We start from the raw sequence: 26,465 nt of genomic DNA on the forward strand, positions 1-26,465 counted from the left end.
CCGAGGTTCCCGACGCGCAGGTGCCCGACGTCCCCAAGGCTCCCGAGCCGCCGGTCGTCCGGCGCGGCATGTTCGGCGCCCAGGACTCCGGCGACACCTCCGGCTACGGCGGCCTCGTCGTGCGCCGCGCGCCGCAGCTCTCCACGCCCCGCCCGTACGGGGGCTACTTCGACGAGATCGTCGACACCCTGGCCCTCGACGACGCCATCGAGCGCGTCGTCGTCGACCGCGGCGAGCTGACCCTGCACGTCAAGCGCGAGCGGCTGGTGGAGGTCGCCCAGAAGCTGCGCGACGACCCGGCGCTGCGCTTCGAGCTGTCGCTCGGCGTCTCCGGGGTGCACTACCCGCACCTGGTGGGCGAGGAGCTGCACGCCGTCTACCACCTGTGCTCGATCACCCACAACCGGCGGGTGCGGCTGGAGGTCAGCTGCCCCGACGCCGACCCGCACATTCCATCCACGGTCGGCGTCTACCCTGGTCACGACTGGCACGAGCGGGAGACGTACGACTTCTTCGGCATCGTCTTCGACGGCCACCCCGGCCTGACCCGGATCATGATGCCGGACGACTGGGACGGCCACCCGCAGCGCAAGGACTATCCGCTCGGCGGCATCCCGGTCGAGTACCGCGGCGCCACCATCCCCTCGCCCGACCGGAGGAGGTACTACTCGTGAGCACGTCTTACGACGAGGCGACCGAGGGCAAGGTCTACTCGGTCAACGGAGCCGACTGGGACCAGGTCGTCACCGGCGTCCGCGACTCCGAGGAGGAGCGGCTGGTCGTCAACATGGGCCCGCAGCACCCGTCCACGCACGGCGTGCTCCGCCTGGTCCTCACGCTCGACGGCGAGACGGTGACCGAGGCGCGCGGCGTCATCGGCTACCTGCACACCGGCATCGAGAAGAACATGGAGTACCGGACGTGGACCCAGGGGACCACGTTCGTGACCCGCATGGACTACCTCTCGCCGATCTTCAACGAGACCGCCTACTGCCTCGGCGTCGAGAAGCTCCTCGGCATCACCGACCGCGTGCCCGCCAGGGCGCAGGCCATCCGCGTGATGATGATGGAGCTCAACCGCATCTCCTCGCACCTGGTGGCGATGGGCACGTTCGGCATGGAGCTGGGCGCGACCACGCCGTTCCTGTTCGGGTACCGCGACCGTGAGATGGTCATGGACCTGTTCGAGTACATCACCGGCCTGCGCATGAACCACGCCTACGTCCGCCCCGGCGGCGTCAGCGTCGACCTGCCGGCCGGCGCGGTGGACAAGGTCGGCGAGTTCCTCAAGGAGATGCCCAAGCGGATCAAGGACATCCGCAAGCTCCTCGACGAGAACCCGGTCTACGTGCGCCGCACCAAGGACGTGGCCTACCTCGACCTGACCGGGTGCATGGCGCTCGGCGTCACCGGCCCCATCCTGCGCGCCGCGGGCCTGCCGTGGGACCTGCGCAAGTCGCAGCCCTACTGCGGCTACGAGACCTACGAGTTCGACGTCGCCACCGAGCGCGGCTGCGACGTCTACTCGCGCTACCTCGTGCGCATGAAGGAGATGGAGGAGTCCCTCAAGATCATCGAGCAGGCCCTCGACCGGATCGCCGGCGACCTCAAGGGCCAGCCCGTCATGATCGAGGACAAGAAGATCGGCTGGCCCGCGCAGCTCGCGCTCGGCCCCGACGGCTACGGCAACTCGCCCGACCACATCGCCCACATCATGGGCACCTCGATGGAAGCCCTCATCCACCACTTCAAGCTGGTCACCGAGGGCTTCCGGGTGCCGGCCGGGCAGGCGTACGCCAGCATCGAGTCGCCCAAGGGCGAGCTCGGCGCCCACGTGGTGAGCGACGGCGGCACCCGGCCCTACCGCGTGCACTTCCGCGAGCCGTCCTTCTGCAACCTGCAGAGCTTCCCCGCCATGGCGGAGGGCGGCCAGGTCGCCGACGTGATCGCCGCGGTGGCTTCTATCGACCCCGTCATGGGAGGTGTGGACCGGTGACCTACTCGCCGGACATCCGCGAGCGGCTCGAACGAGACGCCAAGGAGATCATCGGCCGCTACCCGAAGACGCGGTCGGCCCTGCTGCCGCTGCTCCACCTCGTGCAGTCCGAGGACGGCTACGTCTCCGACGACGGCCAGGAGTTCTGTGCCGAGATGCTCGGCATCAGCAAGGCCGAGGTCACGGGCGTGGCGACCTTCTACACCATGTACAAGCGCAAGCCGGCCGGCGAGTACCACGTCGGCGTGTGCATCAACGCGCTGTGCGCGGTGATGGGCGGCGACCAGATCTGGGAGGAGCTCAGCGAGCACGCCGGCGTGGGTCACGAGGAGACCACCGCCGACGGCAAGATCTCCCTGGAGCGCCTGGAGTGCAACGCCGCCTGCGACTTCGCGCCCGTCATGATGGTCAACTGGGAGTTCTTCGACAACCAGACCCCCGAGTCGGCCAAGCAGCTCGTCGACGACCTGCGCGCCGGCAAGGACGTGGCGCCCACGCGCGGCCCGAAGAAGCTGTGCACCTTCAAGGAGGCCTCGCGGGTGCTCGCGGGCCTGCCCGACGAGCTGGCGGGCGAGGGCCCGTCGGCGGCCGGCCCCTCGCTGGAGGGCCTGAAGGTGGCCAAGGCCAAAGGATGGAAGGCCCCAGAGGCATGACGACCACGCTCACCCCGGTCCTGACCGCCAACTGGGACCGGCCCGACTCCTTCACCCTCGACGCCTACGGCGAGTACAAGGCGGCCAGGAAGGCGCTCGGCATGGACCCCGACGCCGTCATCCAGGCGGTCAAGGACTCCGGCCTGCGCGGCCGCGGCGGCGCGGGCTTCCCCACCGGCATGAAGTGGGGCTTCATCCCGCAGGGCGACGGCAAGCCCCACTACCTCGTCGTCAACGCCGACGAGTCGGAGCCGGGCACCTGCAAGGACATCCCGCTCATGATGGCCAACCCGCACGCGCTGGTCGAGGGCGTCATCATCACCTCGTACGCGATCCGGGCCAGCCACGCCTTCATCTACGTGCGCGGTGAGGTGCTGCACGTCATCCGCCGGCTGCACGCGGCCGTGCGGGAGGCGTACGAGAAGGGCTACCTCGGCAACGACATCTTCGGCTCCGGCTTCAACCTGGAGCTGGTGGTGCACAGCGGCGCCGGCGCGTACATCTGCGGCGAGGAGACCGCGCTGCTCGACTCGCTGGAGGGCTTCAGAGGTCAACCGCGACTCAAGCCCCCGTTCCCCGCCGTGGCGGGCCTGTACGCCTCGCCGACTGTGGTGAACAACGTCGAGTCGATCGCGAGTGTTCCCTCGATCATCGCCAACGGCGCCGACTGGTTCGCCGGCATGGGCACCGAGAAGTCGAAGGGCTTCGGCATCTTCTCGCTCAGCGGCCACGTGACCAGGCCCGGCCAGTACGAGGCCCCGCTCGGCATCACGCTGCGCGAGCTGCTCGACATGGCCGGCGGCGTCCGGGCCGGGCACCAGATCAAGTTCTGGACCCCGGGCGGCTCCTCCACGCCGATCTTCACCGACGAGCACCTCGACGTGCCGCTCGACTTCGAGGCGGTCGGCGCGAAGGGCTCCATGCTCGGCACCCGGGCCCTGCAGATCTTCGACGAGACCACCTGCGTGGTCCGCACCGTGCTGCGGTGGACGGAGTTCTACGCGCACGAGTCGTGCGGCAAGTGCACGCCGTGCCGCGAGGGCACCTACTGGCTCAAGCAGGTGCTCAAGCGCCTGGAGGCGGGCCAGGGCACCGAGGATGACCTCGCCACCATCACCGACATCGCGGACAACATCCTGGGCCGCTCGTTCTGCGCCCTCGGCGACGGCGCGACCAGCCCGATCCACTCCTCGGTGAAGTACTTCCGCGAGGAGTACCTCAAGCACTTCGAGATCGGCGGTTGCCCGTTCGACCCGAAGAAGTCCACTCTCTGGGGTGAGCAGTGACCGTCGTAGAGACCGAAACGAACCTGGTGACCCTGACCATCGACGGGTTCCAGGTCAGTGTCCCCAAGGGCACTCTGATCATCAGGGCCGCCGAGCTGCTGGGCATCCAGATCCCGAGGTTCTGCGACCACCCGTTGCTCGACCCGGCGGCCAACTGCCGCCAGTGCCTGGTCGACATCCCCGACGCGGGCAACGGCCGCGGCTTCCCCAAGCCGCAGCCGTCGTGCGCGATCGAGGTCGCCGAGGGCATGGTCGTGCAGACGCAGCTCACCTCGCCGGTGGCGGAGAAGGCGCAGCGCTCGGCGATGGAGTTCCTGCTCCTCAACCACCCGCTGGACTGCCCGGTCTGCGACAAGGGCGGCGAGTGCCCGCTGCAGAACCAGGCGATGTCCAACGGCCGCGGCGAGTCCCGCTTCCAGGAGCAGAAGCGGACCTTCCCCAAGCCGCTGCCGCTGTCCACGCAGGTGCTGCTGGACCGCGAGCGCTGCGTCCAGTGCGCGCGCTGCATCCGCTTCTCCGACCAGATCGCCGGTGACCCGCTCATCGAGTTCTTCGAGCGCGGGGCCAAGGAGCAGGTGCGTACGGCCGACGGCAAGCCGTTCAACTCCTACTTCTCCGGCAACACCGTGCAGATCTGCCCGGTCGGCGCGCTCACCGGCGCCGCCTACCGGTTCCGGGCCCGCCCGTTCGACCTGGTGTCCACGCCGAGCGCGTGCGAGCACTGCGCCTCCGGTTGCAGCCTGCGCACCGACCACCGGCGCGGCCGCGTCACCCGCCGCCTGGCCGGCAACGACCCGCAGGTCAACGAGGAGTGGAACTGCGACAAGGGCCGCTGGGCGTTCACCTACGCCACGCAGCCCGACCGGCTCAAGACGCCGCTGGTCCGCAACGAGGAGGGCGTGCTCGTGCCCACCTCGTGGCCGGAGGCGCTGGCGGTCGCCGCCGAGGGCCTGGCCAAGGCCCGCGGCAAGGCCGGTGTGCTGGTCGGCGGCCGGGTCACGGTCGAGGACGCCTACGGCTACGCCAAGTTCGCCCGCCTCGCCCTCGCCGGCAACGACGTGGACTTCCGCGCCCGCCCGCACTCCGCCGAGGAGGCGCAGTTCCTGGCGCACGCGGTGGCCGGCAAGGGCATCGAGATCAGCTACGCCGACCTGGAGAACGCCCCGCACGTGCTGCTCGTCGGGTTCGAGCCCGAGGAGGAGTCGCCCATCGTCTTCCTGCGCCTGCGCAAGGCGGCGATGAAGAAGGGCCTCAAGATCAGCGCGATCGCCCCGTTCGCCACCCCCGGCCTGGCCAAGATGGGCGGCCTGCTCGTCCGCACCGCGCCGGGCGCCGAGGCCGACGCCATCGGCGAGCTGGTCGGGCGGCTGCCCGAGGGCACGATCGTGCTGGCCGGCGAGCGCCTGGCCACCTCGCCGGGCGCGCTGTCGGCGCTGGTCCGGCTGGCCAACTCCACCGGCGCCCGGCTCGCCTGGGTCCCGCGCCGGGCCGGTGAGCGCGGCGCCGTCGAGGCGGGCGCGCTGCCCAACCTGCTGCCGATCGGCCGCCCGGTCGAGGACGAGAGCGCCAGGGCCGAGGTCGCCCGGGTGTGGAACGTCGCCTCGCTGCCGGCCACTCCGGGCCGCGACACGGCCGGCATCCTCGCCGCCGCCCGCGCCGGCGAGCTGGACGCGCTGGTCGTGGCCGGCGTGGACCCCTACGACCTGGCCGACCCGGCGGCGGCGCTCGACGCGCTGGAGCACACGCCGTTCATCGTCAGCCTGGAGATCCGCGCCAGCGCCGTCACCGACCGCGCCGACGTGGTCCTGCCCGTCGCCGCCGTGCAGGAGAAGAGCGGCACGTTCGTCAACTGGGAGGGCCGCGGCCGTTCCTTCGACGCGCCGCTCAAGGTGCCCGGCCTGCTGAGCGACCTCGCGGTGATCGCCAACCTGGCCGACCGCATGGACGTGCACCTCGGCCTGCCGGACGCCAAGGCCGTGCGCCGCGAGCTGGCCACGCTCGGCTCCTGGCGCGGCACCCGGCTGCCCGCGCCGCAGGTCGCCACCCGCCCCCAGGCCGTCCCGGCGGCCGGCGAGGCGCTGCTGGCGACCTGGCACCTGCTGCTCGACGAGGGCAGGCTGCAGGACGGCGAGCCGTACCTCGCGGGCACCGCCCGCCCCGCCGAAGCGCTGGTCTCCGAGAGCACGGCCGCCGAGCTGGGCGTCGCGGACGGTGACAAGCTGGTGGTGGGCGGCAACGTCACCCTGCCCGTGCGCGTCGCCGACCTGCCGGACCGCGTGGTCTGGGTGCCTGCGAACTCCGGCGGCTGCTCGGTCACCCGTGACCTGCACGCGGTGGCCGGCGACATCGTCACCATCGGGAGCGCCTCATGACCCTCGTTCTCGCGGCCGATCCCACCCTCGCCAACTTCGGCAAGGACCCGCTGTGGATCACCATCATCAAGGCCGTGATGCTGTTCCTCTTCCTGATGCTGGGCATCCTGTTCGGCGTCTGGTACGAGCGCAAGCTGATCTCGCGGATGCAGCACCGCTACGGCCCCAACCGGGCCGGCAAGTTCGGCCTGCTGCAGTCCGTGGCCGACGGCCTGAAGATGGGCCTCAAGGAGGACATCTTCCCGCGGACCGTGGACAAGGTGCTCTACCTGCTGGCCCCGGTCATCATGGTGGTCCCGGCGTTCCTGGCCTTCTCGATCGTGCCGTTCGCGCCGATGGTCAACCTGTTCGGCGTGCAGACGCCGCTGCAGCTCGTGGACCTGCCGGTGGCGGTGCTGTTCATGCTGGCCATGGGCGCGGTGTCGGTCTACGGCGTGGTGCTGGCCGGCTGGTCGTCGCGCTCGCCGTACGCGCTGCTCGGCGGACTGCGGTCGGCGGCCCAGGTGGTGTCGTACGAGATCGCCATGGGCCTGTCGTTCGTGGCGGTGTTCATCTTCGCCGGGACGCTGTCCACGTCCGAGATCGTCAAGGCGCAGGCCGACACCTGGTACGCGGTGCTGCTGATCCCGTCGTTCCTGATCTACGTGGTCTGCATGTTCGGCGAGGCGGCCCGCATCCCGTTCGACCTGCCCGAGGGCGAGGGCGAGCTGGTCGGCGGCTTCCAGACCGAATACTCCTCGTCGCTGAAGTTCGCGCTCATCATGATGGGCGAGTACCTGCACACCTTCACCGCCTCCGGCATCGCGGTCACGCTGTTCCTGGGCGGCTGGCGGGCCCCGCTGCCCATGTCCTGGACGTGGGCGCACACGGGCTGGATGCCGGTGTTGTGGTTCTTCATCAAGTTCGTGCTGACCTTCAGCTTCATCGTGTGGGTGCGGGCCTCGCTGCCGCGCGTGCGCTACGACCAGCTCATGTCGCTGGGCTGGAAGGTGCTCATCCCGGTCAACCTGGCCTGGATCCTGCTGGTGGCCGCGGTGCGCAACATCGTGGTCAACGAGGACAACCGGATGATCGGCATCGCGCTCGGCGTGGTCATCGTGGTCGGCGCGCTGGCCATCTGGATGCGCTTCGACACGGTCAACCAGCGGCGCAAGGAAGCCAAGAAGGCCGAGGCCGACGCCGAGTTCGAGCAACTGTCCAACGAGCCCGCGGCAGGTGGCTTCCCGGTGCCGCCGCTCGATCTGCCGCACTACCACGGGGCGCAGCACAAGGAGATTCCCAGTGGGACTAACTGATTGGCTGAACCCCGTCAAGGGCTTCGGGGTCACCTTCCACACGATGTTCAAGAAGCCCGTCACGACGAACTACCCGGAGGAGAAGAAGCCGACGGCTCCGCGCTTCCACGGGCGTCACCAGCTCAACCGCTGGCCGGACGGGCTGGAGAAGTGCGTCGGGTGCGAGCTGTGCGCCTGGGCGTGTCCCGCCGACGCGATCTACGTCGAGGGCGCGGACAACACCGAGGAGGAGCGCTTCTCGCCGGGCGAGCGCTACGGGCGCACCTACCAGATCAACTATCTGCGGTGCATCCTGTGCGGCCTGTGCATCGAGGCCTGCCCCACCCGCGCGCTCACCATGACCAACGAGTACGAGCTGGCCGACAGCAGCCGCGAGAGCCTCATCTACACCAAGGAGATGCTGCTCGCGCCGCTGACTCAGGGCATGGAACAGCCTCCGCACCCCATGCGGCTCGGTGAGACCGAAGAGGACTACTACCGGCTGGGGCGGACCAATGGGTGAGACCATCACGTTCTGGGTGCTCGCCGTCGTGTCCGTCGGCGCCGCGCTCGGCATGGTCTTCAACCGGAAGGCCGTCTACTCGGCGCTCATGCTCGGCACGGTCATGCTCTGCCTCGCGGTCCTGTACGCGGTGCAGGACGCGCCGTTCCTGGCCGCGGTGCAGATCATCGTCTACACCGGCGCGATCATGATGCTGTTCCTGTTCGTGCTCATGCTGGTGGGCGTCGACTCCTCCGACTCCTTCGTCGAGACGCTGAGGGGCCAGCGCTTCTGGGCGATCCTGGCCGGCATCGGGTTCGCGGTGCTGATCGTGGTGGCCGTGGGCAACGCGATCTTCACCCCGCAGGCCGGGCTCCAGCAGGCCACCCAGGGCTCGGGCGGCTACATCCGCTCGATCGCGATGGCGCTGTTCACCAAGTACGTGTTCGCCTTCGAGATCACCTCGGCGCTGCTCATCACCGCGGCGCTGGGCGCGATGGTGCTCGCCCACCGCGAGCGCCTGACCGAGAAGCCGACGCAGAAGGACCTGTCCAAGGCCCGCTTCCTCGGCGACCACCCCTCGCCGCTGCCGGGCCCCGGCACGTACGCCAGGAACAACGCCATCGACATGCCGGCCCGGCTGCCCGACGGGTCGGTGGCCGAGTCCTCCGTCAACCGCTACATCGCCCGCTACGACGTCGAGCACGACCGCCTTCCCGCCGACCCCCAGTTCGCCGAGGCCATCAGGCACCGGGCCGAGCAGGAGGAGGCGTCCCCGGAGGCCGAGCAGGACGCGACCGAGCACGGCAGTGAGGTGACCAAGTGACCACGCACTACCTCGTCCTGTCCGGCCTGCTGTTCGCCATCGGCGCCATGGGCGTGCTGATCAGGCGCAACGCGATCGTGGTGTTCATGTGCGTCGAGCTGATGCTCAACGCCTGCAACCTCGCCTTCGTCACCTTCTCCAGGCAGGTCGGCAACCTGGAAGGCCAGATCATCGCGTTCTTCGTGATGGTGGTGGCCGCGGCCGAGGTCGTGGTCGGCCTGGCCATCATCGTGACGATCTTCCGAACCCGCAGGTCCGCGTCCGTCGACGACGCGAACCTGCTGAAGTACTAAGAGGTGACTGGTGGAGTCTGAAATCGCTCAGATCACCCAGCACACCGGCGGTGTGATCGGCAACGCCTGGCTGATGATCGCTCTCCCGCTGGCCGGGGCGTTCATCCTGCTGGTGTTCAACAAGCTCACCAACCGCTGGGGCCATCTGCTGGGCGTGGCCATGTCCCTCGCCTCGTTCGTCGTGGCGGTGCTGGCGTTCTTCGAGCTGATCGGGTTCGGGGAGGCCGAGCGCCGCCGGGCGGTGCACCTGTACGAGTTCATCCCCAACCTGAACCTGGACATGGGGCTGCTGATCGACCCGCTGTCGATCAGCTTCGCGCTGCTGATCACCGGTGTGGGCTCGCTGATCCACATCTACTCGATCGGCTACATGGCCCACGACGAGCACCGCCGCAGGTTCTTCGCCTACCTGAACCTGTTCGTCGCGGCGATGCTCCTGCTGGTGCTGGCCGACAACTACGTGGGCCTGTTCATCGGCTGGGAGGGCGTCGGCCTGGCGTCCTACCTGCTCATCGGCTTCTGGCAGTTCAAGCCGTCCGCGGCGGTCGCCGCCAAGAAGGCGTTCATCGTCAACCGCGTCGGCGACTTCGGCCTGCTGGTCGGCATGTTCGTCATCTGGACGTCGTTCGGCACGCTCGCCTTCAAGGACCTGGCGGCCAAGACCACCGGCGTCGAGAACGGCACCACGCTGGCCATCGGCCTGCTGCTGCTGCTCGGCGCGTGCGGCAAGTCCGCCCAGCTCCCGCTGCAGTCCTGGCTCCTCGACGCGATGGAGGGCCCGACCCCGGTCTCGGCCCTCATCCACGCCGCGACGATGGTCACCGCCGGCGTCTACCTCGTGGTCCGCTCCGGCGCGTTCTTCTTCCACGAGGGCTCGGGCGCGGCGCTGGCCGTCGCGATCGTCGGCGCGGCCACGCTGCTCGCCGGTGCGATCATCGGTTGCGCGAAGGACGACATCAAGAAGGGCCTGGCCGGCTCGACGATGTCGCAGATCGGCTACATGATGCTCGGCGCGGGCCTCGGCCCGGCCGGGTACGCCTTCGCCATCGGGCACCTGATCACGCACGGCTTCTTCAAGGCCGACATGTTCCTCGGGGCCGGCTCGGTCATGCACGGCATGAACGACGAGGTGAACATGCGCAAGTACGGCGCGCTGCGCAAGGTCATGCCGATCACGTTCATCACGTTCTTCATCGGCTACCTGGCGATCATCGGGTTCCCGCTGCTGTCCGGTTACTTCACCAAGGACGGCATCATCGAGACCGCGGTCCACCACCAGCCGGTGCTCGGCTGGCTGGCCGTGCTCGGCGCGGGCATCACCGGCTTCTACATGTCGCGGATGGTCTTCATGACCTTCTTCGGCGAGAAGCGGTGGGCCGAGGACGCGCACCCGCACGAGTCGCCGGCCGTCATGACCGTGCCGCTGATGATCCTGTCGCTCGGCTCGCTGGGCCTGGGCGCCTACCTGGTGCTCAACGGGACGCTGTACCACTTCCTGCGCCCGGCCGTCGGTGGCTCGGCCGCCCACGCGCCGGAGTTCGCCCCGTTCACCCCGCCGGGTCTGGTGACGCTGGCGCTGGTGGCCGTCGGGGCGGGCCTGGCCTGGATGAGGTACGGCAGGGTCGAGGTGCCGGTCGTGCAGCCGCGCGGGTCGTTCCTCACCACGTTCGCCCGCCGCGACCTCTACGGTGACGCGCTCAACGAGTCGCTGTTCATGCGCCCCGGCCAGTGGCTGACCCGCATCGCGGTGTTCTTCGACAACCGCGGCGTCGACGGCCTGGTCAACGGCCTGGCCGCGGGGATCGGCGGCAGCTCCGGCCGCCTCCGGCGGATCCAGACGGGCTTCGCCAGGACGTACGCGTTGTCCATCTTCATCGGTGCCGCCCTGCTGACCGGCGCCCTGTTCCTCGTTGGGACCATCTGATGTCACCCTGGCTTCCGATACTCATGGCGGTGCCCGTGGTGGGCGCCATCGTGGTGGCCCTGCTCCCCAAGGGCAGCGACAAGCTGGCCAAGCAGGTCACGCTGCTGGTCTCGCTCGCGGTGCTGGTGCTCACGGGCGTGATGGCGGCCGGGTTCGACCCCAAGGGCGACCGGTTCCAGTTCACCGCCGCGTACGACTGGATCCCGAGCTTCGGCGTGAAGTTCGGGGTCGGCGTGGACGGCGTGGCCCTCGTGCTCATCGCGCTGTCGGCGGTGCTGGTGCCGATCGTGGTGCTGGCCTCCTGGCACGACGCCGACGGCGTGAGGACCGCCGACGGCACCCTGATCACGCCCAAGCGGTCGGTGAAGACCTACTTCTCGCTGCTGCTGGTGCTGGAGACGATGATGATCGGCGTCTTCGCGGCGACCGACATCTTCCTCTTCTACGTGTTCTTCGAGGCCATGCTGATCCCGATGTACTTCATGATCGGGTCGTACGGCGGTGCCCAGCGGTCCTACGCGGCCGTCAAGTTCCTGCTGTACTCGCTCTTCGGCGGCCTGCTCATGCTGGTCGCGGTCATCGGGCTGTACTTCGTGGCCGGCAAGTCCACGTTCATGTTCCCGCAGCTCGTCGGGGCCATCCAGGACCCGACGACGCAGAAGTGGCTGTTCGGCGGCTTCTTCATCGCCTTCGCCATCAAGGCGCCGCTGTGGCCGGTGCACACCTGGCTGCCCGACGCGGCCGCCCAGGCCCCGGCCGGCGCCGCGGTGCTGCTGGTGGGCGTGCTGGACAAGGTCGGCACGTTCGGCATGCTGCGCTTCTGCCTGGAGCTGTTCCCGGACGCGGCCAAGGCGTTCACGATGCCGATCGTCGTGCTGGCGGTCATCAGCATCATCTACGGCGCCATCGTCGCCATCGGGCAGACCGACATGAAGCGCCTCATCGCGTACACGTCGATCTCGCACTTCGGCTTCATCGTGCTGGGCGTGTTCGCCATGTCGTCCACCGCGTCCTCGGGCGCGGCGCTCTACATGGTCAACCACGGCTTCGCCACCGGCGCGCTGTTCCTGGCCGCGGGCTTCCTCATCGCCCGCCGCGGCTCGCCCTTCATCGGCGACTACGGCGGCGTGCAGAGCGTGGCCCCGGTGCTGGCCGGCTTCTTCCTGGTCGCCGGCCTGGCCGGGCTCTCGCTGCCGGGCCTGTCGTCCTTCGTCAGCGAGTTCATGGTCATGATCGGGACGTACCAGAGCGAGGCCCACGGCTCCGGTGCCCTGACCGCCGCCGCGGTGATCTCGGCCCTGGCCGTCATCCTGGCCGCCGTCTACATCCTGTGGATGGTGCAGCGGACCATCAACGGGCCGACCGCCGAGCCGGTCAAGGCGTTCAAGGACCTCAACGCCCGCGAGATCTGGGTCCTGGCCCCGCTCGTCGCCCTGATCATCGGGTTCGGCTTCTTCCCCAAGCCGCTGCTCGACGTGATCAACCCGTCCGTGCACCAGACGCTGACCAACGTGAAGGTGCCGGTCTCCACCATCGCTGAGAAGGGGACAGGTCAGTGAACCCCGCCATTGACGCACCGACGATCGAGTACGGCACGCTGGCGCCGCTGCTGGTCGTGTTCGGCGCGGCCATCATCGGCGTGCTCGTCGAGGCGTTCGCGCCGCGCTACCTGCGCAAGTCCGTCCACGTGCCGCTCACCCTGCTGAGCCTGGCCGGCGCGTTCGCGCTGGTGCTGGTGCAGGTGCTGCGCGGTCAGGTGCCCACCGCCCCGTCCGCGATGGGCGCGGTGGCCGTGGACGGGCCCTCGTTGTTCATCTGGGGCGTCATCCTCGTCCTGTCGTTCGTGTGCGTGCTGCTCATCAACGACGAGGGCCACTTCGTCGCCTCGGCCGCGGCCGTGCCCGGCAGCGCCGACGAGGAGGAGGCCGAGGCCGCCGACAGCGGGTCCGGCCACACCGAGGTCTACCCGCTGGTGTTGTTCGCGGTGGGCGGCATGCTGCTGTTCCCGGCCGCGCACGACCTGCTGATGATGTTCGTCGCCCTTGAGGTCATGTCGCTGCCGCTGTACCTGCTGTGCGGCCTGGCCCGTCGCCGCCGCCTGCTGTCGCAGGAGGCGTCGATGAAGTACTTCCTGCTCGGCGCGTTCTCCTCGGCCTTCTTCCTGTACGGCACCGCCATGATCTACGGGTACGCGGGCACCGTCTCGCTGCCCGGCATCAACCAGGCCCTGTCGGCCGGCTCCGGGCTCGAACCGCTGCTGATGATCGGCTTCGCGCTGCTCGGCGTGGGCCTGCTGTTCAAGATCGGCGCGGCGCCGTTCCAGGCGTGGAAGCCGGACGTCTACCAGGGCGCCCCGACCCCGATCACCGCCCTGATGGCCTCCGGCACGCTGATCGCGGCCGTGGGCGCGGTGCTGCGGGTGTTCTGGGTCGGCCTCGGCAACCTGGACTGGAACTGGCGGCCGGTCATCTGGGTCGTGGCGGCGCTCACCATGATCGTGGGCTCGGTGCTGGCGATCACGCAGACCGAGATCAAGCGGATGCTGGCGTACTCGTCGATCGCGCACGCGGGCTTCCTGCTCGTCGGCGTGATGGCCACGTTCGGCACCGCCCAGCAGAACGCGGTCTCGCTCAAGGCGATCCTGTTCTACCTGGCGGTCTACGGCTTCACCACGGTCGGCGCGTTCGCGATCGTCACGCTCGTGCGCGACCCGGGAGGCGAGGCCGGGCACCTGTCGCGGTGGGCCGGGCTCGGCAAGCGGGCCCCGCTGCTGGCCGGCACGTTCGCCTTCTTCCTGCTGGCCTTCGCGGGCATCCCCCTGACCAGCGGCTTCTTCGGCAAGTACGCCGTCTTCGCGGCCGCGCTCGACAGCGGCACGCAGGCCGGCGACCCGATCGGCGGCTGGATGGCCGGCCTGGTCGTGGTGGGCGTGATCGCCTCCGCGGTGGCCGCGTTCTTCTACGTCCGCGTCATCGTGCTGATGTTCTTCAGCGAGCCCGCGGCCGACGGCCCGGCGATCGCGGTGCCCAGTATGGGGACCGTGGCCGTCATCGCCGTTTCGCTGCTGGTTACCGTAGGAGTGGGGCTCTACCCGGAGTCCGTGCTCGGCATCGCCAACGACGCTGCTCGCAGCCTGTTCATCAGATAGATAAGGGGAATCTCTATGTCTGCGCCTCCCGTTGTTGACCTTCCCATTGAGGACGACCGGCTGGCGCAGGACGTGGCCAACGGTCTGGCCGCGGTCGAGAAACTCCTGCGCTCGTCGGTGGAGAGCGAGGACGCCTTCGTCACGGAGGCGTCCAAGCACCTCATCGAGGCGGGCGGCAAGCGGTTCCGTACGCTGATGGTGCTGCTGGCCGCCCAGTTCGGCGATCCGTCCGCGCCCGGGGTGGTGCCCGGCGCGGTGGTCATCGAGCTGACCCACCTCGGCTCGCTCTACCACGACGACGTCATGGACGAGGCCCCGGTCCGCCGGGGCTCCCCCTCCGCGAACGCCCGGTGGGACAACACCGTGGCGATCCTCACCGGCGACTACCTGTTCGCCCAGGCCTCCGACCTGCTGGCCGACCTCGGGCCCGAGCTGATCCGCATCCAGGCCCAGACCTTCTCCCGGCTGGTCCAGGGCCAGATCCGGGAGACCGTGGGGCCGCGCGACGGCGAGGACCCGATCGCCCACTACCTCGACGTCCTGGCCGACAAGACCGGCTCGCTGATCGCCGCCTCCGGCCGCTTCGGCGCGCTGCTGTCCGGCGCCCCGGCCGACGTGGAGGAGCGGCTGAGCCGCGCCTGCGAGGCCATCGGCGTGGCCTGGCAGCTCGGCGACGACCTGCTGGACGTGGCCTCCTCCGGCGCCGAGTCCGGCAAGACGCCGGGCACCGACCTGCGCGAGGGCATCAAGACCCTGCCGGTCCTGTACGCGCTGGCCGCCGGCGACTCCCCGCGCCTGACCGAGCTGCTGTCCGGCCCGGTCGCCGAGGAGGACGTGGCCGAGACCCTGGCCCTGCTGCGCGCGCATCCGGCGATGGCGCGGGCGCGGGCGGAGCTGGAGGCGTGGGTGGACCGGGCTCGGGCCGACATCTCGGGCCTGCCGGACATCCCTGCCCGGGACGCGTTCCTAGCCCTGTGCGACTACGTGGTCCGGCGCTCCGGCTGACCGCGCCTCCCGCCTGACCCGGGCGGCCTGGCGGGCCGTCCGGAGGCTGTCGTACGTGAAGATCGCCAGGGCCAGCCACACGATCGAGAACCCGATCCACCGGCTGGACGGCATGACCTCCTTGGCGATCAGCACCCCGCACCCGAACTGCAGGATCGGCGCGATGTACTGCAGCAGCCCCATCGTGCTGAGCGGCACCCTGATGGCCGCCGCGCCGAAGCAGATCAGCGGCAGCGCCGTGATGATCCCGGCCCCGACCAGCAGCAACGCATGCCCGGCCCCGTGCCGCGCGAACGTGCCCTCGCCGCTCACCTGCAGGTACACCAGGTAACCGAGGGCCGGCAGCAGCAGCACCAGCGTCTCGACGGCCAGGCTCTCGGTGGCCTCGACGTTGGCCTTCTTCTTCACCAGCCCGTAGATGCCGAAGCTGAACGCGAGCGTCAGCGCGATCCACGGCAGCCGCCCGTAGTCGAAGGTCAGCACCAGCACCGCCAGCGCCCCGAACCCGACGGCCGCCCACTGCAACGGCCGCAGCCGCTCCCGCAGCAGCAGCACCCCGAACAACACGCTGACGAGGGGGTTGATGAAGTACCCCAGCGCGCTCTCCACGACGTGGCCGCTGTTGACCGCGTAGATGTAGGTGCCCCAGTTGAGGGTGACCGTGACCGCGGCGAGGGTCAGCAGCGCCAGCTTGCGCGGCTGCCTGCCCAGCTCCCTGATCCAGGCCCAGTGGCGGCGGACGGCGAGCGCGGCGAGCACGGCCACCAGCGACCACACCATGCGATGGGCGAGGATCTCGACGGCTCCGGAGGGCTTGAGCAGGGGCCAGTAGAGGGGGAAGAGCCCCCACATGGTGTAGGCGGCGATACCGAACAGCACTCCGCGCCGAGAGTCAGGCATGTAACCCATCCTCGTTGATTACCACCCTTTACCACAAATTCCAGGCTCTAAGTGGAAATGTGTAGACCTGCTAAAGCGTTGGGCGGAACGAGGCCCGCGTAACCCGGGAGGACCGCTGGGTAGGCTGACAGGAGAGCGCGGGCGCACCGATGGAGGGAGAGCGCGATGGGCTGGCTGTTCGGCGGAAACAAGACATCGATGGTCCGGCCGGAGGACGCGCTGCCGGGGCGTACGGAGCAGATGCCGGTGGCGCCGCGCCACGCGGTGCTGGACGCCCCGCTGGCCCCGCCGTACCCGGAGGGCCTGGAGGTGGCCGACTTCGGCCTGGGCTGCTTCTGGGGCGCCGAGCGCAAGTTCTGGCAGACCCCGGGGGTCGTCACCACGGCGGCCGGCTACCAGGGGGGCTACACGCCCAACCCGACGTACGAGGAGGTCTGCTCCGGCCTCACCGGCCACGCCGAGGTCGTCCGCGTGGTCTTCGACCCGGCGCGGATCTCCTACGAGGAGCTGCTGAAGGTCTTCTGGGAGGCCCACGACCCGACCCAGGGCATGCGCCAGGGCAACGACGTCGGCACCCAGTACCGCTCGGCGATCTACTACCACTCGCCCGAGCAGCAGAAGGCGGCGGAGACGTCGCGGGACGCGTACCAGAAGGTCCTGAAGACGGCCGGCTACGGCGACATCACCACCGAAATCGCCCAAGCAGGCCCGTTCTACTACGCAGAGGACTATCACCAGCAGTATCTCCACCGCAACAAAAACGGCTACTGCGGGATCGGCGGGACAGGCGTGGCCTGTCCGGTGGGCCTGACCTCCGGCGAGGCGTAGACCTGCGGAGATAGCTAGATCCTGGCTTATGGTCGCCCGGCACGTCCGGCGGCGATCATGAGCCAGAGTCGTCTTCGGCGACAACCTTCACTACAGGTTCAAGCCGCCGCCCGATGGGCGGCCGGGCGGTCCGGGCGGGCGTGCGGCCTCTCCGGGCCGGTCCCGCCCGGCCACCCCGCCGCACCATCATGCGCAGATTGCGTACAGCCGGTTCTCTGTCCCGCCCGTGTTGATGTGAGCTCAGCGGACCTACAGCGCGCGAAGTCTTGTCGGCGATGGGGAACCCTCACGTTCTGGCTCTATCCGGTATGTAGTGGTGGCAGAATGCGCACATGGAGGTTGGTGAACTCAGGATTCCAGATCGCTTTGAGCGGTTGCGCGACCTAGACTCAGGCACTCTAGGGGCGATCGTGGTCCCGGTCGAGTCGATGCTTGCCGTAATCGACGAACGTTTTATGGACATGCATGCGGCCGATAGAGGATCTTTCATGATCTTGCGCGGCCAAACGGGCGCAGGCAAGTCCACCTTCTTGGATACGGTGTCGTTCTTCCGCGTTGGTGTGGAGACGCAAAGAATCCCTCAGAATCAGGACCTTGCTTCCGGCTTGCCATTGGAGCCAGTGTCTCATCCCCGAATCGTAGTCCTAGAAGGCCGCGAGGCGCTGGGACAAGTTTCGCGACAAGAGATCGAAGCGACAATGCATGCCGTGAATCAGTTCATTCGATCTGAGGCCGGTTGTACGTCCCTTGTTGTATGGCCAGCGAACACGGATGATCTAACTAGCCTCCTGAAAGAGCTTGGAAACAACCTCGGAGGGGAAGCTCTCTTTGGCTTGACTGGCCCTATAACGATGTTCGAAGGTCCAGCCAAAGCTGATTACGTGAGAATTGCTCAGCAAACCGTCGCGACTTTAAACGATGGAGCATCCCTTGACGCGCTCGGTGTCTCGCTTGAGCATGCGGAGAAGTTGGTTGGCGAGAGCGAGACCATCGGTAGTTACCTTGCTCGCATCCGTAAAGCGTCGGTGCAAGCAGGGGATCGGGTTAGGCGCCTCCTTGTAAAAGAGCGATATCGGCTATGGACGGTAGTGGTGGCCGGAAATGAGCCTGAAGGTGATGTTGCCGCACTGACGCGAGGTGGGCAAGCCTACGCCGATATCGATAGGCTTGTTAATTCTACAGGCGCAAATATAGTCAACGAGCTTAAGCAATATCCGGAGATGCTGGGCATCCTTGGGACTGTGCTTGATGCTCGTATTGTTCATCTCGACATGGTCTGCATCAACGCAATAGCCCGCACCTTTGGTTCTCCTGCCCTCCATGCTGCAATGCAGAGCCAAGGAATGCAGACTAGTGCAGACTCCTCGGCGATCCGGAGAATACAAGAAAGCGATTTGGGTATTCTGCTACAAGGCGCCCCCCTTCGAACTCGGAAGCGCGGCCCTAAGCCGGGTCAAAATACTAAGGACGCTTTCGTGAAGCTGGCAGAAATCTCACGCACAAGCGATGGTCTCTTGAATGAGGCTATCGGGCAAGCCCTTGTTGCTGCTGGGCTGGTTGAGCAGTTCAAGATTGAACAGTCCTTGGGGACTGACCTCTCCTTCTTTAGTGATATTTATTGCATAAAAGAAGGGGTTCCCATTCGCCTTGAATTTATGTGGAGAACGAGGACGGGCCGCGCAACAATCGCAAATTATGTACTCGGCAAGCTTAATAATTATGGTAAGGCCATTGGTCTAATGACTTAGAAAGGAGGTTCGCCGACCGTAGGAGAGTAGATTCTCCTGTAGTCGGACGCCCATGCTGCTGCGCCGCTTCCGTCGCTCGGGCATGGCGGTCTTGCGTTGCGGGTCGGTTTGCTGCCAGATGCGTCGGCTACTGTGATCCGTTGACCAGCCGCGAAGTGCAGCGATGTCTCCTTGCGCAGCATGATCATCAGACGGCGCCACACGGTTGAGCGGTCGCGCGAGATCCTGCCCGCTGTTCTCCGCTTCACCCGTGATGAAGTGTTCCCGGCGGAGGCCGTGACGATCGCCGACCTCGAATTTCCCGCACGTGGCTGGGGCGATCGGCTGCCGCGGCCCTCCTTCGTCGGGCCTTGCCACTGGATATCTCTGGCCGGGGTGACAGATGGGATGACAGCAACGTTCCCCACGCGTCAACGCATCCAAGTCACCTTCCACGTGCGTCTGACCAGGGTGGCAATCAGCCGAGCGGGATGATTGGTCCGCCTGAAGGGCGGAAGCTTGGGCTGCCGCAACGTATCCGCAGTCGGACATGAAGATCCTCGCTCTTGGTCAGCTTGCCATCGAGTTACCTGCTACCGATGCCCGTGACTTCTGGAGCCTGGTCTCGGCATGAAGATTGCCGGCCAGTTCCTCCAAGTTTTCTCCACAACGCACGTTGGAGAGACCGCTGGCTATCGGCATGAAGTTGATTCGTATGGCGACCCAGCCTCCGGACATGTCGATGATCTGCCAGCCAGGAAATCGCCTGAGCACTTGCTGCACGGTTAGAGACACGCCTGTGCTCCGGCGAGCAGTGACGAGAGCGGATGCGACATGCGTAGTTGCGTGTAGCGGAGGGCGACTCGGTGGGCGGCGCGGGCCGGCTGGGTGAAGGGGTGTCCTGCGTAGATCGGTCGGTGTCTGCGTGGGTTCCAGCCGGTGCGCCACCAGTACGTGCCGTCCGCGCACCAAACGATCAGACCGACCCAGACCGACACCATGGGCATGCCAAAGTCGTGATGGACGTCGGCAGTGATTCCTTCGTCCGCAAGGGCGGCGGCTAGTTGTTGTGCGGCGGTCAAGGGGTGAGGCGGTAGTTCGTTCATGTACTGAGCGTTGCCGTCATGAAACAGCAGGTGAACGGCCTAGTCCTGCTGGTGGTACGGGTATTCCCGTCACGAATATCGGTACGGCCGAGGGCGGCGGCTTAACCTAGCGTTGTGACCCAGATACCGCCGCAGTTCTGGTCCGGGCCAGTCGTGGCCGCCGCTCTCGCCGAGTGCGATCTACCAATCATCCTCGAAGAGGTGCGGCGGGCGCACGGTTGGACGCAGGGCCAGCTCGCTGAGGCGGTCGGCTACTCCCAGAGTTGGGTGTCCAAGGTGTTGCGTGGTCGTCAGCCGCTCACTGTGGACCAGGTTCGGGAGATATCCATCCAGATCGGGGTGCCGCTTCACTTGCTCCGATTCGGAGCCCGAGGGGATGACGATCCGACGAAGCGCAGAGATTTCGGCAAGGCGCTGGCGTTGACCGCGCTGGCGGGGGTGGCCCTGCCCAAGCGTCCCGATGTGGATGAGACAACGGCTGCCACGCTGACCAGCATCACCGGCGCCCAGCGTCGGTTGGAGTCCGTCACGCCTGCGCGGGTACTCGCCAGGCCAGCTGTGGCGCAGGTCGATCTCGTGAGCCGGGTTCTTGGCCGCGCGTCGCGGTCTCCGCATGCTGACGAGATCCGGGCCGGTCTGAGCGAGGCGGCAGGCTTCGCGGCTTGGGTGCACGCCGATATGCAGGACACCGGTTCGGCGCGCCTCTACTACCGTCGCGCCGTCGACAGTGCACGACAGGCCAACCATGCGCTGCTGGCCGCGTACATGATCGGCAGTCTGGCCGCGTTCGAGATCGACGCCAACGACCCGCTTATCGGACTGAATCTCTTGGCGCGGGCGCGGCGGGAGATCGGTGAGCGGCCACCGGCCATCGCCCGCGCGTGGCTGTCGAGCCTCGAAGCGCTCGGACATGCGACCGCGCGGGACGACGCGGCGGCGCTTCAGGCGTTGAGTGCGGCTGAGGCGGCGGTACGGGCTGGTGAGCGGGCCGCCGCACCGCCCTGGCCATGGGTGTTCCCGTTCGATCACGCCAAATTGGCGGGGTATCGGGCTCTGACGATGGTACGGCTCAAGCGGCCGGTTGAAGCCGTTGCTGCGTTCAATGAGTCGCTTTCTTCGGCCCAGCCCGGCGCGAAGCAGCGGGGTGTGCTCATGACGGAAGTGGCGACGGCTGAGGCGATGTCGGGACGCTACGAGGAGGCGCTGTATCTGGCGTCCAACGCGCTCACTGTGGCGACGACGTATGGCTCCGAGCGTGTCCTGCACCGGGTCAAGAACTTCCGGCGATCGTATGCCGGGCCGTTGTCCGGCGCTTTGCGCTCGTTCGACGAGCGTCTTCACGCCACCCTGATCTAGGGGGATCATGGTTCGCATCGCTGTGTCCGGTCATCGGGGCTTGCCGGAGGAGACCGCCGTACTGATCGACGGGGCGGTACGCCAGGCGCTCGCGGAGTACGGTCCTGAAGTCGCCGGGTTGTCCTGCCTGGCGGACGGGGCTGATCAGATCTTCGCTCGTGCGGTACTCGACCTCGGCGGCGTGCTGGAAGCCGTGATCCCTGCCAAGGAGTATCGGGATGGGTTGCCGGGCGAGTGCCAGGATGCTTACGACGAGTTGCTGGGCCGGGCGATCCGAACTCACAGGCTGGACTTTGTGGAGTCCACCGCGGAGTCGCACATGACGGCCAGCGCGCGGATGCTGGACGACGCCGATGTGTTGTTCGCCGTCTGGGACGGGCAGCCGGCGCGAGGCTATGGCGGCACCGCTGACGTGGTGGCGGAGGCGCGGCGGCGGGAGGTGCCTGTTCGAGTGATCTGGCCCGATGGAGCCCGGCGAGATTAGGAGCCTCTAGACGCTAGGTGCCTGGTCAGGCGGCTGATGAGCCTCTAGGTGTGCCTCTAGACCTAGAGGTGATCTCTCTAGGTTTAGAGGCACGGGCCCTATCGCTTCTTGTCTGCTTGTTGTCGGGCGATCCTGCGAGCGGTAGCGATCCGTTGGCGAGCTACCTCGGCCCAGAAAGCTTCTCCGTGGCGGTGGCCGCTTCCGGCATAGTGCCATTCGCCTACCGTCACGGTCTTCTCTGGATCGGGAGGCGGAGTGCCCGTGATCAGCCGGGCTTGCTCGGCACGGAAGTCGGCGCGGGCCTGTCGGATGTCCCCGAGTCTGATCGAGTAGTGGCGGGACTTGGTGGAGAAGTGTCCCCGGTAGCCCATCATGTGCGCCCACTGTCGCAGGAGCAGGGTTCGATAGGGCTGGAACTCGGCGAGGCTGAAACAGGTGTAGATCATGCGGCGAGCGTGCTCGGTGACCTTCAGACCGGCGATCTGTCCGGCATGCCGAATCGGACGGTCTACGGTGCCTGCGGACTCGGCTCCCTTGGTGGCGTACTTGGCCACGTACGCGGCGACTCGCTGATCGCTCAGTTCACCCAGCTCGGCTGAGACGTAGACCGGTCGTACGTCGAGCTGATCACCCCACCGGGCGGGCGAGGGCGGTCCGTTCTCTATTCGGACCGTGACCTGACCGGCGGTCCGGCGTATGGCCCGGTCGAGCAGGTCGATCGTGATGTGGTCCGGAGGGCGGTCGGCGGGTCCGTTCGGTCCGTCGAGTCGGACGACGGCATGGAAGTGGACCAGGCCGCGAGCTTGGTACTCGGCGACCTTGGCGTACGAGAGGCGGACCGTCCGGCGCAGCTCCGTTCGGGTGATGCCGAGCAGGCGGGCCAGGACGCTCGGCACGGTCTTGGTGAACTCCCGCCAGAGCATGCCTGCGTGGGCGTTCCACAGGACGGCCCCGATGTAGTCGTAGCAGTCCACGCACAAGGGCTGCCCGACCTGGACGTCATCGCGCTCGTGACGCGCACCGCAGCCCTTCGGCCGGCCATGCTCGCAGACGGGACGCTCCCGGCGTGGACGGCATGGGAGCGTCCGGCCGGACTGCTCGCGGTGGGCGTGAACCGCACCGAAGGATGGAGCGGTGAAGGTGACGAACGCTCGGGGGTGCTGGCTGACCTCCTCCGGAACGCCCTTGCCACCGCGTAGGCCAGTGATGATCAGGCGGTACGTGTCGTCCCTGTAGACCGCCGAGCAGGCGGGGCACCTGGACGCGCGCCGGTTGCCGCAGGCTGTGAGCAGGAAGCCGGTCGGCTCGTCGGCGGTCCGGTACATGTCGAGGACTTCGCCCGTCCGGCTGTCCAGTGTGTACCTCTCGCCGTGCAGCCGGACCGGTTGGGCGCAGCCGCCCGTGGCGTGGACCATCTGTTGCCAGCGGGCGAAGTCGGGCATGGCCGCTCGCTGCATCACGGCCAGCATCTCGGGTGACAGGTGAGGAACCTTGCTCATGCGGCGTCCTTCCCGGAGGAGCCGTCGGGCGAGGTTTGGCGGGCGACGCATACGCCGAGCACCGTGGCGATGCGCTGCCACTTCTCTTCTGACCAGCGAGGGGATCGTGCGGCTTGCTGCTTGCCCCACTCCTGGGCAGACAGCTCGTTCGGTTGGTTCAGGTGGCCTCCTCAGCTCGTGGGCGGGAGCCACCGCCGTACCTGACGGGCACGACCAGACGCCAGCGCCAAGGCAGCCTGAAGACAGCCGTTGGCGGTGGTACCAGCAGCGAGAGAACAGGAATGGAGTGCGGCGAGGAGGTGAATGGCGCGCTCTTTGTGGACACCTGCCGTCGGGCCGGGAAATCCGACGGGTCATCGGTGGTCGTGGATGTGCTTGCCCGGAATCGTCTATGCGCCTTGAGGTGATTCGCCGAGATGTTCGCTGCGGTCGTGCTGTAGAGGGACGGTGGCTTTTGGTGTGAGTACGTTGTACCACTCGAAGAACGTGTTTACGCAGGTCGGAGTTCCGGTGGCGACGCGAACGCAGACGTCCGGTACGTACCGTGGGCGTCCGGGGGTGTCCGTAGAAGTCCGGTTGTCACCGATGGTCCCGAGGGCAAAGTAAGAAGGCTGTCGCCCTTGGGTAAGGGAGACAGCCTTCTAGGGACGTCCTGGACGTCCTGTGCTCAGCCTTCTCGCCAGATCGGCTCAAGCAGATCCGGGTTGAACTTCCTGCGCCCCTTGCCAGAGGGATAGATGATCACTGCCAGGAGGGCCTCGCGGATGTAGGACCGCTTGATGGTGAGGGGCAGCCCGCCGTCCTCCTCTGGCAGGTACCAGCGCCGTCGGATCTCGGCGATGTCGGTGTCGGAGCGGGCTTGGCGGCGTTGGGCGGCAGCGGTGAAGTTCTGCGCCTCGGTACGGAGGCGGGCGATCCGCTTCTCCAAGTCCGGGGCCACCGAGAAGAACAGTTCGTTGGTGATGTTCCCTGCGGTCCACTGGACCCGAAGCTCCTCCAGGCGGGACTTCGCATCGTCGTACTCCGCATTTCCAGACCATTCGACGGGATCAGCGGAGGCGGCGAGTTGGACTCCTTCCAGCTTGGCGAGGACCGCCTCCGAGATGTAGAGATCGACCATGTCACCGCGCCGGCCGACGCCGCCGCAGCCGCCGGCTGTCTTGGTCGGGCAGAGGTAGATGTGCTGAACGCAGTCCTTGCTGTGGGTGACGCGGAGGGACGCGTTGCAGAGGGAGCCATCGGGCTTGGAACGGCCGCAGCGCAGGAAGCCTGTGAGGAGGTAGTTCGGCTCGCGGAAGTCTGGCGTGAGGATGTGGCCGACTCGCCCGTCTCGGTAGATGTAATGGCCCTTTCGGGCGTCGAAGATGTTCTTGACCGCCATCCACTGCTCAGGTGAGACGATCGGCTCCCACTGCCCGACCACGGGATTTCCTGTCGAGTCGCGGACGAGTTCGCCGTTGATCTCTCGCCAGCCGCAGACCCGAGGGTTCTGTACCGTCAGCTTGAGCGAACTGGGCAGCCATTCATTGCCGAGCGAGGTCTTTACACCCTCCTGGCGCCACTGGTTGGTGATGGAGTACAGCGAGCGTCCAGCGATCAGGTCGAGGATCGCCTGCCGTACGAGCGGTGCTTCTTGGGGGTCGAGGGCGAGCCGGTCAGGCTTCCAGCCGAACGGGCGTGTGCCGCCGACGGGTAGACCCTGCTCAGCGCGCATACGGTGCGAGCGGCGCATGCGGCGCTGCATTTTGCGGACCTCCATCTTGGAGATCACGGCGCCGAAGAGCCCCATGCTCTCTGTGTCCTCGCTGTAGAGGTCCTTCATGCCGCGAACGTCGGCGAAGACGCGCCCGTCCTGGTACGTGATTGCCTCTACGAAGCGCTCGTAGTCACCGGGACGCCGAGCGAGACGGTCTTCGGCGACGATCACGACGCCTTGGACCGCCGTACCGTCGGGGAGTTCGCCGGCCCGGAGAACCCGCAGCATGGCCTCGAAGTCGTCGCGTACGACGTCGGCCTTCGCTGCTGATTTGTCGTTGTCCGTGTACTCGTGGACGACCGTCCACCCGTGCCGTTCCGCCGTCTCCCGGTTGAGGCGGTGCTGGTCCTGCACCCCGTGCTCATCCCGTCTGATGTCGGCGGAAATGCGAGCGTAGGAGACGACCGGGACAATGGTCATGTAACTCTCCTCACATAAATTGTTGCGGAGAGTCAAGTTCTACCACCAGCAGTACCTGTACAAAGTGCCCAACGGCTACTGCGGCATCGGGGGGACTGGAGTCGCGTGTCCAGTGGGTCTGACGTCCGGCGACGCATGAGCCGATGTTCGGCCATCGGCGCTGCGGTTCTGTACAGAAAGATGTACAGTTGATGCATGACTGTTCTGCACGACGCTACTGAGCTGAGCGTCACAGAGGCGGCCCAGCGAGGCGTTGCCCGCCTGGTGGCTGATGCGGAGCAGGGGACCGATCTGGTGGTTACCCGTCGGCATCAGCCAGTGGCCGCCGTGGTGAGTATCCGCCGGCTCAATGAGCTGGAGGAGGCGGCGGCTGATCTGCGTGATCTGGCCCTGGTGCTGGCCCGGTCAGTCACGGACACGGGGGAGCGGGTCTCACTCGATGAGGTGCTTGCCGCGTTCGGGCATACTCGCGAGTCGCTGTCCGCCATCCCGGACGATGAGTGAATCGTGTCCGACGTCGTCTTCACGGCGCCGGCAGTCGACGACCTCCGGCGCATTGGCCCAGACGCGGTACCCAAGGTACTCAAGAAGATCCTTCTCCTGCTGGACAACCCTGAAGCTGGTTACCCCCTTGGCGGGGAACTGACCGGCTTCCGGAAGCTGGTGGTCGGTCGCAACACCTGGCGTGTCGTCTACCGCATCACTGAGGACAAGTCGGTGGAAATCTGCGAGGTGTGGGCTGTCGGTGAGCGTGCCGACGCGGAAGTTTACGCGGAGGCGACAGCAAGGGTTCGCGAGGCGGAGGCAGGCCGTCCCGAGATCGTCCAGCTCGGCCAGGTGATCGAACGCCTCGGCACGCTCGCCGATCATATTCGGGTGGAGGAGGCGCCTCCTAGGGAGCCGGTTCCAGATTGGCTCGCGGACCGGTTGATCTACACGGTCGGGGTGGCGCGTGAGGACGTTGCGGCTCTTGACCTTCAAGAGGCGGTCGACATGTGGGCTGAGTACCGGTCCATGAGCTTGCTCCGCTTCGACGGACACCATTGTTGTGGTGGTCAGGCCACTGCGGCGGCCTCGTAGTCGGCAGGGCTACGGTAGCCCAGGCTGCTG

Annotated in this window: 24 protein-coding genes and 1 pseudogene; 21 read left to right on the forward strand and 4 right to left on the reverse strand. The window is 67.3% G+C overall.

From position 1 onward, the window contains the following. The first annotated feature begins 68 nt into the window (after positions 1–68). The 13 genes from AB0H75_RS41095 (at position 69) to AB0H75_RS41155 (ending at position 15,279) form a co-directional block, all read left to right on the forward strand. Positions 69–674: an NADH-quinone oxidoreductase subunit C gene (locus AB0H75_RS41095; protein ID WP_367805722.1), complete on the forward strand. Its 606-nt coding sequence runs from the start codon at positions 69–71 to the stop codon at positions 672–674. Beyond that, a complete protein-coding gene (locus tag AB0H75_RS41100; protein WP_367805675.1) occupies positions 671–1,996 on the forward strand; it encodes an NADH-quinone oxidoreductase subunit D in 1,326 nt (441 codons plus the stop codon). Before AB0H75_RS41095 ends, AB0H75_RS41100 begins: the two co-directional genes overlap by 4 nt. Further along, positions 1,993–2,649, forward strand: a complete 657-nt coding sequence (gene nuoE, locus AB0H75_RS41105) for an NADH-quinone oxidoreductase subunit NuoE (protein ID WP_367805677.1) — start codon at positions 1,993–1,995, stop codon at positions 2,647–2,649. The genes AB0H75_RS41100 and nuoE overlap by 4 nt, the downstream gene beginning before the upstream one ends. Then, a complete protein-coding gene (nuoF, locus tag AB0H75_RS41110; protein ID WP_367805679.1) occupies positions 2,646–3,935 on the forward strand; it encodes an NADH-quinone oxidoreductase subunit NuoF in 1,290 nt (429 codons plus the stop codon). Before nuoE ends, nuoF begins: the two co-directional genes overlap by 4 nt. Then, positions 3,932–6,307, forward strand: a complete 2,376-nt coding sequence (locus AB0H75_RS41115; RefSeq protein WP_367805681.1) for an NADH-quinone oxidoreductase subunit G — start codon at positions 3,932–3,934, stop codon at positions 6,305–6,307. The genes nuoF and AB0H75_RS41115 overlap by 4 nt, the downstream gene beginning before the upstream one ends. Then, positions 6,304–7,602, forward strand: coding sequence for an NADH-quinone oxidoreductase subunit NuoH (nuoH, locus tag AB0H75_RS41120; RefSeq protein WP_367805683.1), 1,299 nt, complete (start codon positions 6,304–6,306; stop codon positions 7,600–7,602). The genes AB0H75_RS41115 and nuoH overlap by 4 nt, the downstream gene beginning before the upstream one ends. Continuing rightward, positions 7,589–8,104 (forward strand): NADH-quinone oxidoreductase subunit NuoI, encoded by a 516-nt coding sequence (gene nuoI, locus AB0H75_RS41125; protein ID WP_367805685.1) that lies wholly within the window; start codon positions 7,589–7,591, stop codon positions 8,102–8,104. Before nuoH ends, nuoI begins: the two co-directional genes overlap by 14 nt. Beyond that, positions 8,097–8,909, forward strand: coding sequence for an NADH-quinone oxidoreductase subunit J (locus AB0H75_RS41130; RefSeq protein WP_367805687.1), 813 nt, complete (start codon positions 8,097–8,099; stop codon positions 8,907–8,909). The genes nuoI and AB0H75_RS41130 overlap by 8 nt, the downstream gene beginning before the upstream one ends. After that, positions 8,906–9,202 carry an NADH-quinone oxidoreductase subunit NuoK gene (gene nuoK / locus AB0H75_RS41135; protein WP_020542667.1) on the forward strand — a complete coding sequence of 99 codons (297 nt, stop codon included), beginning with the start codon at positions 8,906–8,908 and terminating at the stop codon, positions 9,200–9,202. The genes AB0H75_RS41130 and nuoK overlap by 4 nt, the downstream gene beginning before the upstream one ends. Before the next feature lie 73 nt (positions 9,203–9,275). Then, positions 9,276–11,126, forward strand: coding sequence for an NADH-quinone oxidoreductase subunit L (gene nuoL, locus AB0H75_RS41140; RefSeq protein WP_367805724.1), 1,851 nt, complete (start codon positions 9,276–9,278; stop codon positions 11,124–11,126). Beyond that, positions 11,126–12,685, forward strand: a complete 1,560-nt coding sequence (locus AB0H75_RS41145; RefSeq protein ID WP_367805690.1) for an NADH-quinone oxidoreductase subunit M — start codon at positions 11,126–11,128, stop codon at positions 12,683–12,685. Before nuoL ends, AB0H75_RS41145 begins: the two co-directional genes overlap by 1 nt. Beyond that, a complete protein-coding gene (gene nuoN, locus AB0H75_RS41150; protein WP_367805692.1) occupies positions 12,682–14,274 on the forward strand; it encodes an NADH-quinone oxidoreductase subunit NuoN in 1,593 nt (530 codons plus the stop codon). Before AB0H75_RS41145 ends, nuoN begins: the two co-directional genes overlap by 4 nt. Positions 14,275–14,289: 15 nt before the next feature. Beyond that, entirely contained in the window at positions 14,290–15,279 is a 990-nt protein-coding gene (locus AB0H75_RS41155; RefSeq protein ID WP_367805694.1) for a polyprenyl synthetase family protein, read from the forward strand. Here AB0H75_RS41155 and rarD read toward each other — a convergent pair. After that, complete coding sequence (gene rarD, locus AB0H75_RS41160) at positions 15,241–16,179, reverse strand: EamA family transporter RarD (RefSeq protein ID WP_367805696.1); 939 nt, start codon at positions 16,177–16,179, stop codon at positions 15,241–15,243. The two genes, AB0H75_RS41155 and rarD, sit on opposite strands and share 39 nt — an antisense overlap. Positions 16,180–16,344: 165 nt before the next feature. Between rarD and msrA the strand changes: the two genes are divergently transcribed. The 3 genes from msrA (at position 16,345) to AB0H75_RS41175 (ending at position 19,229) form a co-directional block, all read left to right on the forward strand. Next, complete coding sequence (gene msrA / locus AB0H75_RS41165) at positions 16,345–17,007, forward strand: peptide-methionine (S)-S-oxide reductase MsrA (RefSeq protein WP_367805698.1); 663 nt, start codon at positions 16,345–16,347, stop codon at positions 17,005–17,007. A gap of 332 nt (positions 17,008–17,339) precedes the next feature. Beyond that, positions 17,340–18,755: a hypothetical protein gene (locus AB0H75_RS41170; RefSeq protein WP_367805700.1), complete on the forward strand. Its 1,416-nt coding sequence runs from the start codon at positions 17,340–17,342 to the stop codon at positions 18,753–18,755. 180 nt (positions 18,756–18,935) lie between these two features. Then, positions 18,936–19,229 carry a hypothetical protein gene (locus tag AB0H75_RS41175; RefSeq protein ID WP_367805702.1) on the forward strand — a complete coding sequence of 98 codons (294 nt, stop codon included), beginning with the start codon at positions 18,936–18,938 and terminating at the stop codon, positions 19,227–19,229. A 75-nt stretch (positions 19,230–19,304) separates the two neighbouring features. On the opposite strand, the gene AB0H75_RS41180 is transcribed toward AB0H75_RS41175, so the two are convergent. Next, positions 19,305–19,529, reverse strand: a complete 225-nt coding sequence (locus tag AB0H75_RS41180) for a hypothetical protein (protein WP_367805704.1) — start codon at positions 19,527–19,529, stop codon at positions 19,305–19,307. A gap of 425 nt (positions 19,530–19,954) precedes the next feature. On the opposite strand from AB0H75_RS41180, the gene AB0H75_RS41185 reads away from it, so the two are divergent. Beyond that, positions 19,955–21,196, forward strand: a complete 1,242-nt coding sequence (locus AB0H75_RS41185) for a helix-turn-helix domain-containing protein (RefSeq protein ID WP_367805706.1) — start codon at positions 19,955–19,957, stop codon at positions 21,194–21,196. Between the two features lie 7 nt (positions 21,197–21,203). Continuing rightward, the gene (locus tag AB0H75_RS41190; protein WP_367805708.1) at positions 21,204–21,680 is read left to right on the forward strand and encodes a hypothetical protein; all 477 of its coding nucleotides are present in this window, start codon (positions 21,204–21,206) and stop codon (positions 21,678–21,680) included. Positions 21,681–21,778: 98 nt separating this feature from the next. Here the strand turns inward: AB0H75_RS41190 and AB0H75_RS41195 are convergent, their stop codons facing one another. Next, positions 21,779–23,179: a replication initiator gene (locus AB0H75_RS41195; protein ID WP_367805710.1), complete on the reverse strand. Its 1,401-nt coding sequence runs from the start codon at positions 23,177–23,179 to the stop codon at positions 21,779–21,781. 667 nt (positions 23,180–23,846) lie between these two features. Further along, positions 23,847–25,355 (reverse strand): recombinase family protein, encoded by a 1,509-nt coding sequence (locus AB0H75_RS41200; RefSeq protein ID WP_367805712.1) that lies wholly within the window; start codon positions 25,353–25,355, stop codon positions 23,847–23,849. Positions 25,356–25,389: 34 nt separating this feature from the next. On the opposite strand from AB0H75_RS41200, the pseudogene AB0H75_RS41205 reads away from it, so the two are divergent. The 3 genes and pseudogenes from AB0H75_RS41205 to AB0H75_RS41215 all read left to right on the forward strand — a co-directional run. Beyond that, positions 25,390–25,494, forward strand: a pseudogene (locus tag AB0H75_RS41205) (peptide-methionine (S)-S-oxide reductase); the annotation flags it as partial. A gap of 56 nt (positions 25,495–25,550) precedes the next feature. After that, positions 25,551–25,859 carry a type II toxin-antitoxin system prevent-host-death family antitoxin gene (locus tag AB0H75_RS41210; protein WP_327586293.1) on the forward strand — a complete coding sequence of 103 codons (309 nt, stop codon included), beginning with the start codon at positions 25,551–25,553 and terminating at the stop codon, positions 25,857–25,859. Positions 25,860–25,862: 3 nt separating this feature from the next. Next, positions 25,863–26,435 carry a type II toxin-antitoxin system RelE/ParE family toxin gene (locus AB0H75_RS41215; protein WP_367805714.1) on the forward strand — a complete coding sequence of 191 codons (573 nt, stop codon included), beginning with the start codon at positions 25,863–25,865 and terminating at the stop codon, positions 26,433–26,435. Positions 26,436–26,465 lie beyond the last annotated feature (30 nt).

Source organism: Nonomuraea sp. NPDC050783 (genome assembly GCF_040802095.1).
Lineage (GTDB): Bacteria > Actinomycetota > Actinomycetes > Streptosporangiales > Streptosporangiaceae > Nonomuraea.